At 57.7% G+C, this 15,194-nt stretch carries 13 protein-coding genes, 1 tRNA gene and 2 pseudogenes; 11 read left to right on the top strand and 5 right to left on the bottom strand.

Features of this window, described 5'->3' with window-relative positions:
* Nucleotides 1–17: 17 nt before the first annotated feature.
* The 4 genes from NIBR502773_RS06130 (at nt 18) to NIBR502773_RS06115 (ending at nt 5,798) form a co-directional block, all read left to right on the top strand.
* Entirely contained in the window at nt 18–620 is a 603-nt protein-coding gene (locus NIBR502773_RS06130) for a DsbA family protein (protein WP_177414166.1), read from the top strand.
* Entirely contained in the window at nt 613–2,415 is a 1,803-nt protein-coding gene (locus tag NIBR502773_RS06125; protein ID WP_141155653.1) for an ABC transporter ATP-binding protein, read from the top strand. The genes NIBR502773_RS06130 and NIBR502773_RS06125 overlap by 8 nt, the downstream gene beginning before the upstream one ends.
* Before the next feature lie 71 nt (nt 2,416–2,486).
* The gene (locus NIBR502773_RS06120; RefSeq protein WP_141155652.1) at nt 2,487–4,949 is read left to right on the top strand and encodes an EAL domain-containing protein; all 2,463 of its coding nucleotides are present in this window, start codon (nt 2,487–2,489) and stop codon (nt 4,947–4,949) included.
* 78 nt (nt 4,950–5,027) lie between these two features.
* The gene (locus NIBR502773_RS06115) at nt 5,028–5,798 is read left to right on the top strand and encodes a TenA family transcriptional regulator (RefSeq protein WP_301294687.1); all 771 of its coding nucleotides are present in this window, start codon (nt 5,028–5,030) and stop codon (nt 5,796–5,798) included.
* Nucleotides 5,799–5,819: 21 nt separating this feature from the next.
* Here the strand turns inward: NIBR502773_RS06115 and NIBR502773_RS06110 are convergent, their stop codons facing one another.
* Together NIBR502773_RS06110 and lldD are read right to left on the bottom strand one after the other, a co-directional pair.
* A complete protein-coding gene (locus tag NIBR502773_RS06110) occupies nt 5,820–6,746 on the bottom strand; it encodes a GGDEF domain-containing protein (RefSeq protein ID WP_115486824.1) in 927 nt (308 codons plus the stop codon).
* 281 nt (nt 6,747–7,027) lie between these two features.
* Nucleotides 7,028–8,170, bottom strand: coding sequence for an FMN-dependent L-lactate dehydrogenase LldD (gene lldD, locus NIBR502773_RS06105; RefSeq protein WP_141155651.1), 1,143 nt, complete (start codon nt 8,168–8,170; stop codon nt 7,028–7,030).
* A 100-nt stretch (nt 8,171–8,270) separates the two neighbouring features.
* On the opposite strand from lldD, the gene NIBR502773_RS06100 reads away from it, so the two are divergent.
* The 5 genes and pseudogenes from NIBR502773_RS06100 (at nt 8,271) to NIBR502773_RS30850 (ending at nt 11,500) form a co-directional block, all read left to right on the top strand.
* Nucleotides 8,271–9,167, top strand: a complete 897-nt coding sequence (locus NIBR502773_RS06100; RefSeq protein ID WP_141155650.1) for a LysR family transcriptional regulator — start codon at nt 8,271–8,273, stop codon at nt 9,165–9,167.
* Between the two features lie 60 nt (nt 9,168–9,227).
* Nucleotides 9,228–9,303, top strand: a tRNA-Asn gene (locus NIBR502773_RS06095).
* Between the two features lie 122 nt (nt 9,304–9,425).
* Nucleotides 9,426–9,893, top strand: a pseudogene (locus tag NIBR502773_RS06090) (ParA family protein); the annotation flags it as partial.
* 386 nt (nt 9,894–10,279) lie between these two features.
* Nucleotides 10,280–10,819 (top strand): hypothetical protein, encoded by a 540-nt coding sequence (locus NIBR502773_RS30855; RefSeq protein WP_257228201.1) that lies wholly within the window; start codon nt 10,280–10,282, stop codon nt 10,817–10,819.
* A gap of 6 nt (nt 10,820–10,825) precedes the next feature.
* Nucleotides 10,826–11,500: a colicin-like pore-forming protein gene (locus NIBR502773_RS30850; protein ID WP_257228199.1), complete on the top strand. Its 675-nt coding sequence runs from the start codon at nt 10,826–10,828 to the stop codon at nt 11,498–11,500.
* Nucleotides 11,501–11,548: 48 nt separating this feature from the next.
* On the opposite strand, the gene NIBR502773_RS31230 is transcribed toward NIBR502773_RS30850, so the two are convergent.
* The gene (locus tag NIBR502773_RS31230) at nt 11,549–11,728 is read right to left on the bottom strand and encodes a hypothetical protein (protein ID WP_373682384.1); all 180 of its coding nucleotides are present in this window, start codon (nt 11,726–11,728) and stop codon (nt 11,549–11,551) included.
* Nucleotides 11,729–12,143: 415 nt separating this feature from the next.
* On the opposite strand from NIBR502773_RS31230, the pseudogene NIBR502773_RS30845 reads away from it, so the two are divergent.
* Nucleotides 12,144–12,448, top strand: a pseudogene (locus NIBR502773_RS30845) (tyrosine-type recombinase/integrase); the annotation flags it as partial.
* Nucleotides 12,449–12,579: 131 nt separating this feature from the next.
* Here NIBR502773_RS30845 and NIBR502773_RS06075 read toward each other — a convergent pair.
* Complete coding sequence (locus tag NIBR502773_RS06075; protein ID WP_141155648.1) at nt 12,580–13,479, bottom strand: alpha/beta fold hydrolase; 900 nt, start codon at nt 13,477–13,479, stop codon at nt 12,580–12,582.
* Between the two features lie 469 nt (nt 13,480–13,948).
* Between NIBR502773_RS06075 and NIBR502773_RS06065 the strand changes: the two genes are divergently transcribed.
* Nucleotides 13,949–14,188, top strand: a complete 240-nt coding sequence (locus NIBR502773_RS06065) for a ParA family protein (protein WP_373682379.1) — start codon at nt 13,949–13,951, stop codon at nt 14,186–14,188.
* A gap of 39 nt (nt 14,189–14,227) precedes the next feature.
* Here the strand turns inward: NIBR502773_RS06065 and NIBR502773_RS06060 are convergent, their stop codons facing one another.
* A complete protein-coding gene (locus NIBR502773_RS06060; RefSeq protein WP_027603978.1) occupies nt 14,228–15,121 on the bottom strand; it encodes a LysR family transcriptional regulator in 894 nt (297 codons plus the stop codon).
* Nucleotides 15,122–15,194: the final 73 nt, after the last annotated feature.

Raw genomic sequence — 15,194 nt, 5'->3', positions numbered from 1 at the left:
TCTATGTGATGGACCCGATGTGTTCCTGGTGCTGGGGCTTTGCCCCGGTGGCGCAGGCGCTGGTCGAGCAGGCCCAGGCGGCCGGCGTGGACGTGCACCTGGTGGTGGGCGGCTTGCGCACCGGCAGCGGCGCGGCACTGGAACCGACCACGCGGCGCTACATCCTCGAGCACTGGCAGGCCGTCACCGACGCCACCGGCCAGCCGTTCAAGCGCGATGGCGCGTTGCCTGATGGCTTTGTCTATGACACCGAGCCTGCCTGCCGTGCCATCGTCACCGCGCGCAGCCTGGCGCCGGATTGCGCGTGGAAGCTGTTGGGGCTGATCCAGCACGCGTTTTATGTCGAAGGCCGCGACGTGACCCTCGCCAGCGTGCTGGTGGAACTGGCTGAAAAGGCAGGCATCCCGCGCATCGAGTTTGCCGGCGCATTCGACCGTGCCGAGCAGCATGCCGCGACCGCCGCTGACTTCACCTGGGTCCAGGACCTGGGGATCGCCGGCTTTCCGACCTTGCTCGCCGAGCGTAACGGCCAGTTGGCGTTGCTGACCAACGGCTACCAGCCGCTGTCCGAGCTGTCACCGTTGTTGGGGCGATGGCTGGAGCGAGCGACCTGTGCATGACCAGTCACCCCGTACCGACCGACTGACCTGGGCGGAAATTCGCCGCCTGGCCCTGCGGCACAAGAAGTCCCTGTGGATCGCCAATGGCGTCGCCGTGCTGGCGACCCTGTGCAGTGTGCCGATTCCCCTGCTGTTGCCGTTGCTGGTAGACGAAGTACTGCTGGGCCATGGCGACGCCGCGCTCAAGGTGATGAACCACCTATTGCCCCTGGGTTGGCAGAAGGCGGCCGGCTATATCGGCCTGATGCTGCTGGTGACGCTGTTTCTGCGTTGTGGCGCGCTGCTGTTCAACGTGGTGCAGGCGCGGTTGTTTGCGCGCTTGGCCAAGGACATCGTGTACCGCATCCGCGTGCGCCTGATCGAGCGGCTCAAGCGCATCTCCCTGGGCGAGTACGAAAGCCTGGGCAGTGGGACCGTCACCACCCACTTGGTCACCGACCTGGATACGCTGGACAAGTTTGTCGGTGAAACCCTCAGCCGTTTCCTGGTGGCCATGCTGACCCTGGTGGGTACCTCGGCGATCCTGGTGTGGATGCATTGGCAACTGGCGCTGCTGATCCTGCTGTTCAATCCGTTGGTGATCTACGCCACGGTGCAGTTGGGTAAGCGCGTCAAGCACCTGAAGAAGCTGGAAAACGACAGCACCTCGCGTTTTACCCAGGCCCTGACCGAAACCCTGGATGCCATCCAGGAAGTGCGCGCCGGCAACCGCCAGGGCTTTTTCCTCGGGCGCCTCGGCCAGCGGGCCCAGGAAGTGCGTGACTACGCCATTCATTCGCAATGGAAAACCGACGCTTCGAGCCGCGCCAGTGGGTTGCTGTTCCAGTTCGGTATCGACATCTTCCGTGCGGCGGCGATGCTCACCGTGCTGTTTTCCGACCTGTCCATCGGCCAGATGCTCGCGGTGTTCAGCTACCTCTGGTTCATGATCGGCCCGGTGGAGCAACTGCTCAACCTGCAATACGCCTACTACGCGGCAGGCGGGGCGCTGACGCGGATCAACGAGCTGCTGGCGCGTGCCGATGAGCCGCAATATGCCGGCGGTGCTGATCCGTTCACCGGGCACGACACCGTGGGCATCGAAGTGCGCGGCCTGGACTTCGGCTACGGCGAAGAGCTGGTACTCGACCAGTTGAATCTGGCCATCGAGCCCGGTGAGAAGGTGGCAATCGTCGGCGCCAGCGGCGGTGGCAAAAGCACCCTGGTGCAATTGTTGCTCGGGCTCTACACACCCCAGGCGGGCAGTATCCGGTTTGGCGGTGCCACCCAGCAGGAGATTGGCCTGGAGACCCTTCGCGAGCATGTTGCGGTGGTGCTGCAACACCCGGCGCTGTTCAACGACACCGTGCGCGCCAACTTGACCATGGGCCGTGAGCGCAGTGACCAGGCGTGCTGGCAGGCGCTGGAAATTGCCCAGCTGGAGGCGACGGTCAAGGCCTTGCCCCAGGGCCTGGACAGTGTGCTCGGGCGTTCCGGCGTACGCTTTTCCGGGGGCCAGCGCCAGCGCCTGGCGATTGCGCGCATGGTTCTGGCCGAACCCAAGGTGGTGATACTCGACGAAGCAACCTCGGCCCTGGACGCCGCCACCGAGTACAACCTGCACCAGGCGCTGGCGCGGTTCCTCAGTGGCCGTACTACACTGATCATCGCCCACCGTCTGTCGGCGGTGAAACAAGCTGATCGAGTGTTAGTGTTTGACGGTGGTCATATTGCTGAGGATGGCGATCATCAGCAATTGATCGCCGATGGCGGTCTTTACGCCAAACTCTATGGGCACTTGCAGCAAATACGTTGATTTAGCCTAGGCTGTGCTATCGGAAGTGGGTGTTTGCGTGCGTTTCCAGCAGTGCATATGCAAGGGACTTCATGAAGCAAAAGCGGACTTTCGGAACGCCTCGGCTATTGGGCATTGTCTGGCCCTTTATCGCCGTCGTGCTGTTCCAGGCATTGTTGGGTTGCGTCAGTCTCTACGTGCTTTCAGCGGTGCGTGGTTATGTGGGCGGCGAGAGCCTGTGGTCCAAGGGCCAGAAGGACGCGATCTATTACCTGACGCTGTATGCCGATAACCGCGCCGAAACCACCTATCTCAAATATCAGCAGGCCATTGCCGTGCCTCAGGGCGGCCATGAGTTGCGCATTGCCCTGGACCGTCCCAGTCCTGACCTGGCCGCAGCGCGCCTGGGCATCCTCAAGGGCGGCAACCACCCGGACGATGTGTCCAGCCTGATCTGGCTGTACCTGAATTTTCGGCATTTCAGCTACCTGGAAAAAGCCATTGAGCTGTGGACCGTAGGCGATGGCTACCTGGTTGAGTTGGACGAGCTGGCCCGCGAGATGCACCGAGCGATCAATGCCGACCAGCAGGTCAATCCCAATGAAGTCCGGCAGTGGAAAGCCCGTATCACCGCGATCAATGAGGGCGTGACCCCCGCCGCCAAAGCCTTCAGCGACGCCTTGGGCGAAGGCTCGCGGATGATTTTGCGGTTGTTGCTGATCACCAACCTGGCGACGGCCCTGGGCCTGATTGTGCTGGCGCTGTTGCGTACCCATAAGCTACTGGCCCAGCGTCATGCGTTCGCCAATGCCCTGCAGGCCGAGAAGGAGCGTGCGCAGATCACCCTGGAGTCGATTGGCGACGGGGTAATCACCACCACTGTGGACGGGACCATTACCTATATGAACCCGGCAGCCGAGGCGATGACTCACTGGAACTCGGCGCAGGCCCAAGGCCTGCCCCTGGCGGCACTGTTCAACCTGCTCGATGACAATGCGCAGCCGGATGGTTTTACCCTGATCGAACACATCGTCAAGGGCCGGTTCAAGGGCGGCAGCGAGCATTCGAAAACCATCCAGCGCCTGGACGGCAGCACGGTCTCCGTCACCCTGGTGGGAGCGCCGATCCTCAGCGGCGGCCAGATCAGCGGTGCCGTGCTGGTCCTGCACGACATGACCCAGGAGCGTCAGTACATCGCCAACCTGTCGTGGCAGGCCACGCACGACGCCTTGACCGGCCTGGCCAACCGTCGCGAGTTCGAGTACCGCCTTGAGCAGGTGCTCCACAAGGCAGGGCAGCCCCAGGGCGGGCGACATGCATTGATGTTCCTCGACCTCGACCAGTTCAAGCTGGTCAACGACACCTGCGGCCATGCGGCGGGCGACGAGTTGCTACGGCATATCTGCGCGCTGCTGCAATCGGATTTACGCGAAGGTGACACCCTGGCGCGCCTGGGGGGCGATGAATTCGGCATCCTGCTGGAGAACTGCCCGGCGGCGGTGGCGGAAAAAGTCGCCGAGAGCCTGCGCCACACCGTGCAGAGCCTGCATTTTGTGTGGAAGGGGCGGCCGTTCATGACCACTGTGAGCATCGGCCTGGTGCAGATCTCCCAAACCCCGACCACCCTGGAAACCTCGTTGCGCGCCGCCGACATGGCCTGCTACATGGCCAAGGAAAAAGGCCGCAACCGAGTGCAGGTGTACCACGCCGATGACTCGGAGCTGTCCCTGCGCTTTGGCGAGATGGCCTGGGTGCAGCGTTTGCACATGGCGCTGGAGGAGAACCGGTTTTGCCTGTACGCCCAGGAAATCTCGCCCTTGGGAAGTGCCGACGGCGGCAGTGGGCATATTGAAATCCTGCTGCGCCTGCACGACGAGGCGGGTCGGATCATCCTGCCGGACAGTTTTATCCCGGCAGCCGAGCGTTACGGCTTGATAACCTCCCTGGACCGTTGGGTGGTGGAGAACGTATTCAGGATCATTGCCCGTTGCATGCACGAGCACCCGGGCCGGCCTATGGCGATGTGTGCGATCAATCTGTCAGGCATTACGATTGGCGACGATGATTTCCTCGGTTTTTTACGTGAGAAATTCGAGGCTTACCACATTCCGCCAGAAATGATTTGTTTTGAAATAACTGAAACAAGCGCTATTGCGAACCTGGGCAGTGCCATTCGCTTTATTAACGAACTCAAAGCCTTAGGTTGCTTCTTTTCCCTTGATGACTTCTGCGCCGGAATGTCCTCATTCGCGTATCTGAAACATTTACCTGTAGACTTCCTGAAGATCGATGGAAGTTTCGTAAAGGATATGCTGGACGACCCGATTAACCGCGCGATGGTCGAAGTGATCAACCACATCGGCCATGTCATGGGAAAGCGCACAATTGCCGAATTTGTTGAAACACCGCAGATCGAACAGGCTTTGCTCGACATCGGTGTGGATTACGCTCAGGGCTACCTGATTGAACGACCGCAATTGTTTACCTTTGATAGCTTGCGTCGACCCGTGCGGCCGCAGCCTCTGTTATTCAGGGCGCCCGGCACATTCCGCTGAAACATTTGCCGGTCTGTAAATCACACTTAAAAAGGAGCCTTAATAGTGATCGACACATTCAGCAGAACCGGCCCGCTTATGGAAGCCTCAAGTTACCCCGCCTGGGCTCAGCAATTGATCCAGGACTGCAGCGAGAGCAAGCGCCGGGTTGTCGAACACGAACTGTACCAACGCATGCGTGACAACACGCTCAGCGCCAAGACCATGCGTCACTACCTGATCGGTGGCTGGCCCGTGGTGGAACAGTTTGCCTTGTACATGGCACAGAACCTCACCAAGACCAAGTTTGCCCGCCATCCAGGAGAAGACATGGCGCGCCGTTGGCTGATGCGCAATATCCGTGTGGAGCTGAACCACGCGGACTATTGGGTGCATTGGGCGCGCGCCCATGGCGTCAGCCTTGAAGAGCTGCAGGCCCAGAACGTTCCGCCGGAGTTGCATGCGCTGAGCCACTGGTGCTGGCACACCAGCTCGTCCGATTCGTTGATCGTGGCCGTTGCCGCGACCAACTATGCGATCGAGGGCGCGACGGGGGAGTGGTCGGCGGTGGTATGTTCCACCGGTGTGTATGCGGCAGCCTTTCCCGAGGAAGACCGCAAGCGTGCGATGAAGTGGCTGAAGATGCACGCCCAGTACGACGACGCCCATCCTTGGGAAGCCCTGGAAATCATCTGCACCCTGGCCGGGATGAACCCGACCAGGGAACTGCAGGCAGAGCTGCGCCAGGCCGTGTGCAAGAGCTACGATTACATGTACCTGTTCCTGGAAAGTTGCATGCGCCTGGAGAAAGACAAACCGGCGAGCGCTGCCGTGCGCGAGCGCCCGTTGCGCGTCGCCAGCGAAGCGTGATGTAACGGGGATGGCGGGGGTTTACCCCGCCATTGCCAGGCGATTGCGGCCTTCGCGCTTGGCCACGTACAAGGCGCTGTCGGCGCGACGCAACAGGCTCTCGGCCGACTCGGCGGCCAGCAAGGTCGAACAACCGAGGCTCACCGTCAATTCGATCCGTGTCCCGTCCGCCCAATAATCCTGGGCCTGTGCCGCCTGGCGCAGGCGTTCACCGACCATGGCCGCTGCATCCCGACTGGTATTGGACAGCAGGATCAGAAACTCTTCCCCGCCAAACCGAAACACCATGTCCACGTTACGCAACTGGCTCTTGATCGCCCCGGCGACGGCGCGCAATACGTTATCGCCGGCTGCATGGCCGTGGGTGTCGTTGATGATCTTGAAGTGGTCGATGTCCAGCATCAGCAAGGACAGCGGGTTCAAGTGCCGGCGCGCCATGTCGATTTCCCGTTGCAGGGTCTGGTCCATGGCAATGCGGTTGCCCGTTTCGGTCAACGGGTCGCGCAGGGCGCTGCGGGTGGCGGCGCGGTAGAGCAGGGCGTTGCGCATCGGGTAGAGCAGGGTCGACAGCAGTGATTCGAGCTGGCCCAGTTCCTCTTCCAGCAGGCGCTGGTTGCGGCGAAAGATCAGCTCGCCGAGGTGCTCGCCTTCGTGGCTCAGGCTGTAGCTCACCGAGTGATGGCCGCGGTGGCCGAACTCCAGGCGCAGGTCGCTGGTTTCGTGGCGATATTGCAGGGCGTCCAGGGGGACCAGGCGTTGGATTTCACGGAAAAACACCGCGAGGATACGCTGCGGTTCCAGGCTGGTCTGCAATTGCATCCCCAGCTGCTGGCGAAGTTGTGCGACGGTCGTCGGGCGTCGAGGTACGAGTGATGGCTGACCAAACCCCAGGCGTTGCAATTTGGCACTGTCGAAGTCAACTGCGTTGGTCTGGGTTGGTGTTTTCATAAGCAAACGGCCTCTAAGCACTTAGCTGTCTTACAGGCTGGATGAGAGTGGCGAATGCCAGGCGTCTTACCGTTCCTTCAGTTCCGTAAAACATTGGAAACAGTTTAGACCGCTTTACCAGGGGTTATAACCCCTGGGCACTGCCGCACGTCTTGTCATCGCTTGACCTGCTTGGAAGGTGTTAGAGCGAGATTCGTGCCATTTCGTTTAAATAAATAAAAGTCCTTACAAATCAAAGACCGTTTTTAAAGTAAAAAACGGTCGATCAGGACTGACGTCAGTTATTTGGCTGATTGCACCAGCGTGTTGTGGTCAATCTGGTCGATGGACGTGACACCCGTCAGCGTCATGGCCACGCGCATCTCCTTGGCGAAGATCTCCAGCAGGTTCACTACCCCGTGCTGCCCATCGGCGGCCAGTGCATAGGCGGTGGCGCGTCCGAGCAGGCACGCCTTGGCGCCCAGGGCGAGCATGCGCACCACGTCCAGCCCGGAACGAATGCCGGAGTCCACCAGCACCGTCAGGTCATCGCCCACGACATCGGCAATCGGTGGCAGGGCCTTGGCGGTGGACAGCACACCGTCCAACTGACGGCCGCCATGGTTGGAAACCACGATGCCATCGGCGCCGAAACTCACTGCGTCCCTGGCGTCCTGAGGATCGAGGATGCCCTTGATAATCATCGGGCCTTTCCAGAAGTCGCGGATCCACTCCAGGTCTTTCCAACTGATGGAGGGGTCGAAGTTATTGGCCAGCCAGCCGATGTAATCTTCCAGGTGAGTGGGTTTGCCGAGGTACCTGGAGATATTGCCCAGGTCGTGGGGGCGGCCCATGAGCCCTACGTCGAACGCCCATTGCGGCTTGGTGACGGCCTGCAACATGCGCCGCTGCGCCGCGAACGGCCCGGACATGCCCGAGTGGGCATCGCGGTAGCGCGCGCCCGGTGTGGGCATGTCCACGGTGAACACCAGGGTGGTGACTCCCGCCGCCTGGGCCCGCTCCAGGGCATTGCGCATAAAGCCCCGGTCCTTGAGCACATACAGCTGGAACCAGATTGACTGCGGGCTCTGCGACGCCACTTCTTCAATCGAACACACCGACACCGTCGACAGGCAGAAGGGGATGCCCTTGTTCGCCGCCGCCTTTGCCGCCTGGACTTCGCCGCGCCGCGCATACATGCCGGTCAAGCCGACTGGGCTGAGGATGACCGGCATGTCCAGGGTCTGGCCGAACAGCGTGGTCTTGAGGCTCAGGTTATCGACATTGCGCAGCACGCGTTGGCGCAGGCTGATCTCGGCCAGGTCCGAACTGTTCGCGCGCATCGTGTGCTCGGCGTAGGCACCGCCGTCGATGTAGTCGAACAGGAAGCGCGGCAGCTTGCGTTTGGCCGCTGCGCGGTAGTCGGAGGCGGACGAGATGATCATTAAGCGTGTCTCCACAAGGCTGGGCGGGTCAGGATAGGCAAATATCTGTCATGATAAAAACAACTTTTATCGCTAGATACCAGTCGCTAAAGGAATACCCATGAACTTGAGAACGTTGCGCACGTTCGTCGAAGTGGTACGCCAGGGCGGATTCTCCCAGGCCGCCGACGTGGTGGCCTTGACCCAATCCACGGTGAGCAAGGCGGTCAAGACTCTGGAGGAAGAACTCGGCATGCCGCTGCTCGACCGCCTCGGCCACCGCAATGAACTCACCGCCGCGGGTGAAATCACCTACCGTCGCGCCCTGGTGCTGCTCGCCGAACACCATGACCTGGTCGCCGAGATCAACGACCTGCGCGGCCTCAAGCGCGGCGTATTGCGCATCGGCCTGCCACCGGTGGGGTGTGGGGTGTTGTTCGCGACGATGTTTGCCACCTATCGCAGTCGTTACCCGGACATCGACATCGAACTCACCGAATACGGCAGCAAAAGATTGCGCGAGTGCCTGGAAGCGGGGGAGGTTGACCTCGCTGCGTTGCTGCTGCCGGTGGATGCGGGCTTCGATTATCAGCCCGTGCGCAACGAACCGCTGATGGCCGTGCTACCCAGGAGCCATGCCCTGGCCCAGCGTCAACGCATCGACTTCGCCGACCTGGCGGATTCGCCGTTCATCCTGTTCGAAGCCGGCTTCGCCCTGAACGCCAAGATCCTCGCCGCCTGCGAGCGCAAAGGCGTGATACCCCGCGTGGCGGCGCGCAGCGGGCAGATCGACTTCATCGTCGACCTGGTCGCCGCCGGCCTCGGCGTCGCCTTCCTGCCCCGCATGCTGGCGCACAAGCATCAACACGCAGGCATCGCCCTGATCCCCCTCGACGAACCCCACACCGACTGGCACATCGCCCTGGCCTGGCGCGCCAGCGCCCACCTGCCCCCCGCCGTGCGCGCCTGGCTGGACCTGGCCAAGGAGCAGCAGCTTTCAACCGGTCATCCGGATTAATCGTCCAGGCACTCAGGGAAAGCTTGACTTCTCCTTTTCAATCAGTAACATACGGCGCATTCCGCGATAGCTCAGTTGGTAGAGCAAATGACTGTTAATCATTGGGTCCCTGGTTCGAGTCCAGGTCGTGGAGCCAGATAGGGAAAAGCCTGCAGCGATGCAGGCTTTTTTTTGCCTTGGATTTTTCCGGGGTGATCAAAGCGCACAGCGTGGCCAGCATGAATGCATCTCAAATCCTACGATTCAGAGGTAAATATCATGAAAGTCACTGCGGTCGTTTCAACCAAAGGCGGGCCGGGTAAAACCACGGTTGGCGTCAATCTGGGCGCGTTCTGCGCCGATGCAGGGATCCGTACCCTGCTCATCGATCTGGATAATCAGCCGTCGCTGTCGTCGTTCTATGCGCTATCGCACGAGGCGCCCGGTGGAACCTATCAACTGATCGCGAACAACGAGACCCGGGCCGACCAGGTCATTTCGCACACCTGCATTCCTAATCTCTCACTGATCCATTCCAATGATTCGTTCGATCAGCTGGGAAATTTGTTGCTCCATGCTGCTGACGGGCGCCTTCGTCTCAAGAATCTGTTGCCGGCTTTCGAGCAGGACTTTGATCTGATTCTGATCGATACCCAAGGCGCTCGCTCCATCGTGCTGGAGATGGCCTTGCTTGGGACACACATGGCTATTTCGCCCATCACTCCGGATATGCTGACTGCAAGAGAGCCGATGCTACGCTGACCCACCACCGATGGCAAAATCCAGCGTTGGTAGTGGTTCACATTGTAAGAGCCTGGGTCAGTGAAATTTCGGTAACTGGGTCAATCCTGCGTTGGCAATAACAGTGTTGGCCTTCCTGATGAGCCAGAGCCACGTCAAGGCGCAGAAAAATGCATTGGAGCATGCCTTTTAGATCATAAGCTTATGATTTAAAACGATTTATAGGTCATAATATGCGTAAATGCATTTTTATCGTTGTGCGATTTACTGGCTTTATGTACAGCGTATGTGCCTGGTGTCTATGAAGACAAACAGGACACGGCCTGCTTTTGGTCTGCTGAAATTTACGATTTGTGCATTTCTAAATAATGCCAGGTCGCATGGAGATTTTAATGTCTACAACAAATGGAATTGAGCTCCCCCCTATCATCGTCACACCAGATCCGCTTCCACCTCCTGTGGTGCCGCCGATTGTGCCCGGCGGAGGGTATGTACCGAGACCAGGCACATGGAATAAAGATTATGTACCGGGCACTAAATTGACCGACCTCGGTATTAATCTTTATCAAGATAGCTCTGTAGTTCCTATTATTATAGCGACGGAGTCGGAACAAAGAATCAAAGATGCATACACAGCGTACATGCCTAATTTACCCGCTCAACTTGATGCTGAAATAAACGAGTCCATTGCACAGGGAGGTGATTTGTCTCTGGGAGGATTGAATGCTGAAAAGGCTCTAATAGATAACCTTCTTCAGATTAAAATGGTAGAGCTTGAAAAAGACACTAATAAGGCAAATGCCTTTTTTGGGCGAGGTTTCTTGGATAAGAAGCCAGTAGCTAATGGTGTAGATTTTGGGGGCAGGCTAAGAAAAGCCGGAGATCCCGATGTATATTTCGATTCTTTTAACGCGGCTGCAACCGCTGCGTAGAACTCTTTGATTGTTGCTGAAGAAATTCGAATTCTCACTGATAAATCTAGCGCACTTACTGCCCTTATTGGTGTTGCTAAAGCTGAAGAAGATGCACGTATCGCTGCTGAAGCTGAAGCGAAGCTATTGGAGGAAGAAAAAGCGAAAGAAGAAGAGGAGTTAAAGGGGGTTATCAAATTCACAGCTGATTTCTACAAAGAAATCAGTGCTAAATACGGCACCCTGATGTCAACGTTAGCTACAGATTTGGCTGAAAACGCCAAGGGTAAAACACTCCGAAGCGCTGACGAAGCTTTGAAAGCTTTCGAGCAATACAAGGATCATCTGGATAAGAAATTCAGTGCTGCAGATCGTGCAGCCATCGTGAATGCTCTGGATTCACTTGACAGTGCTGAGCTGGCAAAAAATCTCAACCTTTTCACCAAAAGGTTTGGTGCAGTAGGAAAGGCATTGGATGTATATGATTTGGTTAATGAGGTGAAGAAAAGCTACGCATCGGGTGATTGGAATAATACTACACTAAAAGTGGAAACACTTTTTGCTGGCAGTGCAGCTACACGTCTAATTGCTTTTGCTTTCGGAGTGACCGTCTCCACACCAGTTGGTATCGTAGCTTTTGCGCTAATCATGGCACGTGTCAGTGCTTATATTGATGACGCGCACGTGAAGCACGTTCAATGATGCATTTGATGCAATTCTTCCTTAAAAGATAAGGGGAAAGTGGCCTTTTTAGGCCACTTTTTTTAATGCCATATAAATTAGATAAATCCCAAAAATTGGAACAGCTAAGATCGTACAGGCTACATAAAAGATCGCATACAGGCCATTTTTTCCAGGTGACTCAGCAAATAATCCGGTGCTCCAGAACTCTCGCGTTGTGAAGCGAAGCGCCGTTTTTTCGATTATCATCCGCGAAAAAGGGAATAAAAAAGCACTGCATACACCCAGCGTTAAAAAAATGGGGTTTGTTCTTTCTACGAATGCTTCCCCTCCAAACCAATTGGTAAAGAATAAAATGAAAACTCCTACCGAAATTATCAAGTTCTGGAAGTAATATTTTATATACAAAGCCTGCTCGTGCCTAAAGTCAATTTAGTTTAATAGCTGCCATGCTCGTTTCTAAAATAGCAAATATGGTGACTGGCGATGGGCCATTATCAAAGCCCGATTTTAAATACATTCAGATAACCATCCGCAAGGGCCCCCTAATGTATCGCCATCTATTGCTCGCATCGAGCTCGACTTCTTCACGCAGACACTGAGCTAACGCCAAGAGCATCCTTACAGGGCGAGTCAGCCGGCTGTGAGGTTCCTATGACTGAGTACCGCGTGGAGTACCTGGATACACCAGGCATAACTACGCAGCGAGGACTGCCTTTTTCCTAGTCGGCTACATACCTCAGACCATCTATCCACTCGTCAGTACGCTCGTATCGTCAAAGGCTGGGTGAAAGGCGTGGGCCTTGATCCAGACATGTATGGCACTCACACAATGAGACGTACGAAGGCATCACTAATCCTAAGGGTGGTTTAGTTGCTGCTCGGCCATACGAAGCTGGAGGCACTGTTCGATATCTGGGGATTGAGGTCGATGACGCCCTGGAGATGGCGGAACAGACTGAGGTTTGATCATGCATAGCGACGGTCGAAGTCAGGCCGCCGCTAACCAGCCAACAGCAGACGGTCGGTGACCTGCAAGCACGGCAACGAATCCTGTGCCCTTTTACGGCGACTCATCACTCAAGCAACTCCGTCGCCGTTTACTGGTTCAAGAACCTGGTGACAGCACTGGCGAACAGTTCTGGCTGATCAAGCATGATGAAGTGAAAACTGCCGTCAATGCGCCTGAACCTGATGTGTGGGGTAGAGGCATAGGCGTTACGGAACATTGCATCGACGTGGGCCGCTTCTACGCCGAAAAGCAGATCGTACGCATAGACGACTTCAACGGGCACCTTGATGCGTCCAAGCTCAGGCCGGAGATCTGAGACCATCAATTCATACATGGCATCGGCCATAGTCTTTCGGTCCGAGTTTATCCCCGCCGCGACTAGGCCTGGTCTGACCGCTTCAGTTTTAGCGAGACGGGCGATGGAGGCATGTTGCATGGCTTCCGCCTGCTCAGGCGTTGCCGCCAACATTGCATCACGCATCGCAGCAGCATACGGGGCCGCCGTTTCACTGGTCGCGAAGGGATCAAACAGCAAAGTATAAAAGGGCATCGCATCGACAATCATCAGGCGTCCCACTTGATCGGGATGACGAGCACCTAACATCAGTGCCACCTCGCCACCCAACGAATGACCGATGATGACCGGCGACTCGATGCGCTGGCTGCGGATGTATTCAGCGATCGCCTCGACCGTGGACGCGACTACTCTCCCGTCCGGGTCGGATACAGCAGGCGAGCCAGCAAACCCAGCTACCTGTATAAGATGGAGACGGTGGCTGAGGCGTAATCTGGAGGCCAAATCTGCCCATACTTCGTAGGACGACGCAAATCCTGGAATTAAGATGATATCTGCACCCGATCCTTGTACCAGCACGGAGATACCACCCTGGTTCACAGTTCCTGACGGCAGGGGCGCAGGCTGGGCTGGCGATGCAGACAACAGCGCCAGCATGGTGCCGATCCCAGCAAGGATCATTCCTGTACGCATTGAGCTCCCCTTTTCGCACAATGCGTAGTGACATTTACATTGACAGGTAGGCCGCTTAACGGGTCCATAGCCACTCCTTTGACCAAAAAAGTATTGCCACTATACGAAGCCCAACGGCACCAGAAAACTATCCCAGCCCGCAATTTTTGGCGTCCGCTTTGGGTCGATTGTGTTGGAAAAGTCGGTACTTCCAGACTGCCCGCGTACTGACTGCTTAAAATGCATTTTTTGCGCGCAGCTACGCGAAATCTGAGCCCGAAATCCTCTGCACAAAGTAAAGATTTCAATCTCAAGCGCTTACTTTTCTGCCGCGGAAACCATGGCCGACTTTTTCAACAGAATCGGCCGGATGCCGCCGCTCGCCTTGTCAACGGATTTTCGGACGATTGGATTTTTCCGGGGGGGATCAAAGCGCACAGCCTGACCCGCAGGGATGCATCTCAAATCCTACGATTCCGAGGTCAATATCATGAAAGTCACTGCGGTCGTTTCAACCAAAGGCGGGCCGGGTAAAACTGCGGTTGGCGTCAATCTGGGCGCGTTCTGCGCCGATGCAGGGATCCGTACCCTGCTCATCGATCTGGATAATCAGCCGTCGCTGTCGTCGTTCTATGCGCTATCGCATGAGGCGCGCGGTGGAACCTGGCGAACAACGAGACCCGGGCCGCCCAGGTCATTTTGCACACCAGCATTCCTAATCTCTCACTGATCCATTCCAATGGTCCGTTCAATCAGCTGACGCCACCGCTTACATCCGGTGATGCTCCAGCAAGAAGTCTACGAACAATCGCACCCGCGCCGGCATTGCCGAGCCGCCTACGAACACCGCATGAATCGGTTCCCGGTCGCCGGGGTTCCAGGCTTCCAGCAGCGGTATCAGGTCACCGCGCTGCAGATCCTCGCTCACGCTGAACTCGCCGATACGCGCAATGCCCGCACCTACTCGCGCAAGTTGTGCCAGCGCTTCACCACTGCTGCATTCGATGTTGCCGCAGACCTTCAGGGAGAACTCTCTTGCGTCGCGGATGAACGGCCAGTTGGGTTCGGCACGCCGGAAGTTGAAGCGCAGGCAGTTATGCCGTAGCAGGTCTTCCGGTTCGCGAGGGATGCCGTGGCGTTGCAGATACTCGGGCGATGCCACCACTACCTGGCCGGTGTCGCCGATCCTGCGCGCGGTCAGCGGGCTGTCGGGCAGATGGCCAAAACGTACCGCCACATCGGCCTGGCCGCCGAGAATATCGACCACTTCGTCGCCGAGGGTGAGGTCGACCAAGATGTTCGGATGGCGGGCGCTGAATGCCGCCACCAAGGGGACGATGGCCAGCCGCCCGTGGCCAAGGGCGGCACTGACCCGCAATCGGCCCCTGGGTACGCCCTGGTCGGCGATGGCTTCTTCCACCTCGGCCATGTCGGCCAGGATACGCCGGGCGCCGCGCAGGAAAGCCTCGCCCTCGGCAGTGAAGCTGATCGCTCGGGTGGTGCGCAACAGCAGTCGGGTGCCAAGGCGCTGTTCGGTACGCGCGATGATCCGACTGACCGCCGAGGGTGTGAGCCCTAATGCACGCGCGGCAGCCGATAGGCTGCCTTCCTGCGCCACGGTGGCGAACACGAGCATGTCACCGGATCTGCCGTTGAAGTCCATTTGTGCCCCTTACGCATAGGTGATTGCCAGAAATGCTATCTACCGCCTTAAAACGCTGGATCGTAGCATTGGC

It is taken from the genome of Pseudomonas sp. NIBRBAC000502773, assembly GCF_006517195.1.
In the GTDB taxonomy this organism is placed as follows: Bacteria; Pseudomonadota; Gammaproteobacteria; order Pseudomonadales; family Pseudomonadaceae; genus Aquipseudomonas; species Aquipseudomonas marginalis.
Note: the sequence above shows the minus strand (reverse complement) of the source record. Positions and strands in the feature narration are given on the sequence as shown.

Coding starts and splice junctions, on each gene's coding strand:
- NIBR502773_RS06130 (WP_177414166.1), top strand. CDS start 18: ATGTGTTCCTGGTGCTGGGGCTTTGCCCCGGTGGCGCAGGCGCTGGTC.
- NIBR502773_RS06120 (WP_141155652.1), top strand. CDS start 2,487: ATGAAGCAAAAGCGGACTTTCGGAACGCCTCGGCTATTGGGCATTGTC.
- NIBR502773_RS06115 (WP_301294687.1), top strand. CDS start 5,028: ATGGAAGCCTCAAGTTACCCCGCCTGGGCTCAGCAATTGATCCAGGAC.
- NIBR502773_RS06110 (WP_115486824.1), bottom strand. CDS start 6,746: ATGAAAACACCAACCCAGACCAACGCAGTTGACTTCGACAGTGCCAAA.
- lldD (WP_141155651.1), bottom strand. CDS start 8,170: ATGATCATCTCGTCCGCCTCCGACTACCGCGCAGCGGCCAAACGCAAG.
- NIBR502773_RS06100 (WP_141155650.1), top strand. CDS start 8,271: ATGAACTTGAGAACGTTGCGCACGTTCGTCGAAGTGGTACGCCAGGGC.
- NIBR502773_RS30855 (WP_257228201.1), top strand. CDS start 10,280: ATGTCTACAACAAATGGAATTGAGCTCCCCCCTATCATCGTCACACCA.
- NIBR502773_RS31230 (WP_373682384.1), bottom strand. CDS start 11,728: ATGATAATCGAAAAAACGGCGCTTCGCTTCACAACGCGAGAGTTCTGG.
- NIBR502773_RS06075 (WP_141155648.1), bottom strand. CDS start 13,479: ATGCGTACAGGAATGATCCTTGCTGGGATCGGCACCATGCTGGCGCTG.
- NIBR502773_RS06065 (WP_373682379.1), top strand. CDS start 13,949: ATGAAAGTCACTGCGGTCGTTTCAACCAAAGGCGGGCCGGGTAAAACT.
- NIBR502773_RS06060 (WP_027603978.1), bottom strand. CDS start 15,121: ATGGACTTCAACGGCAGATCCGGTGACATGCTCGTGTTCGCCACCGTG.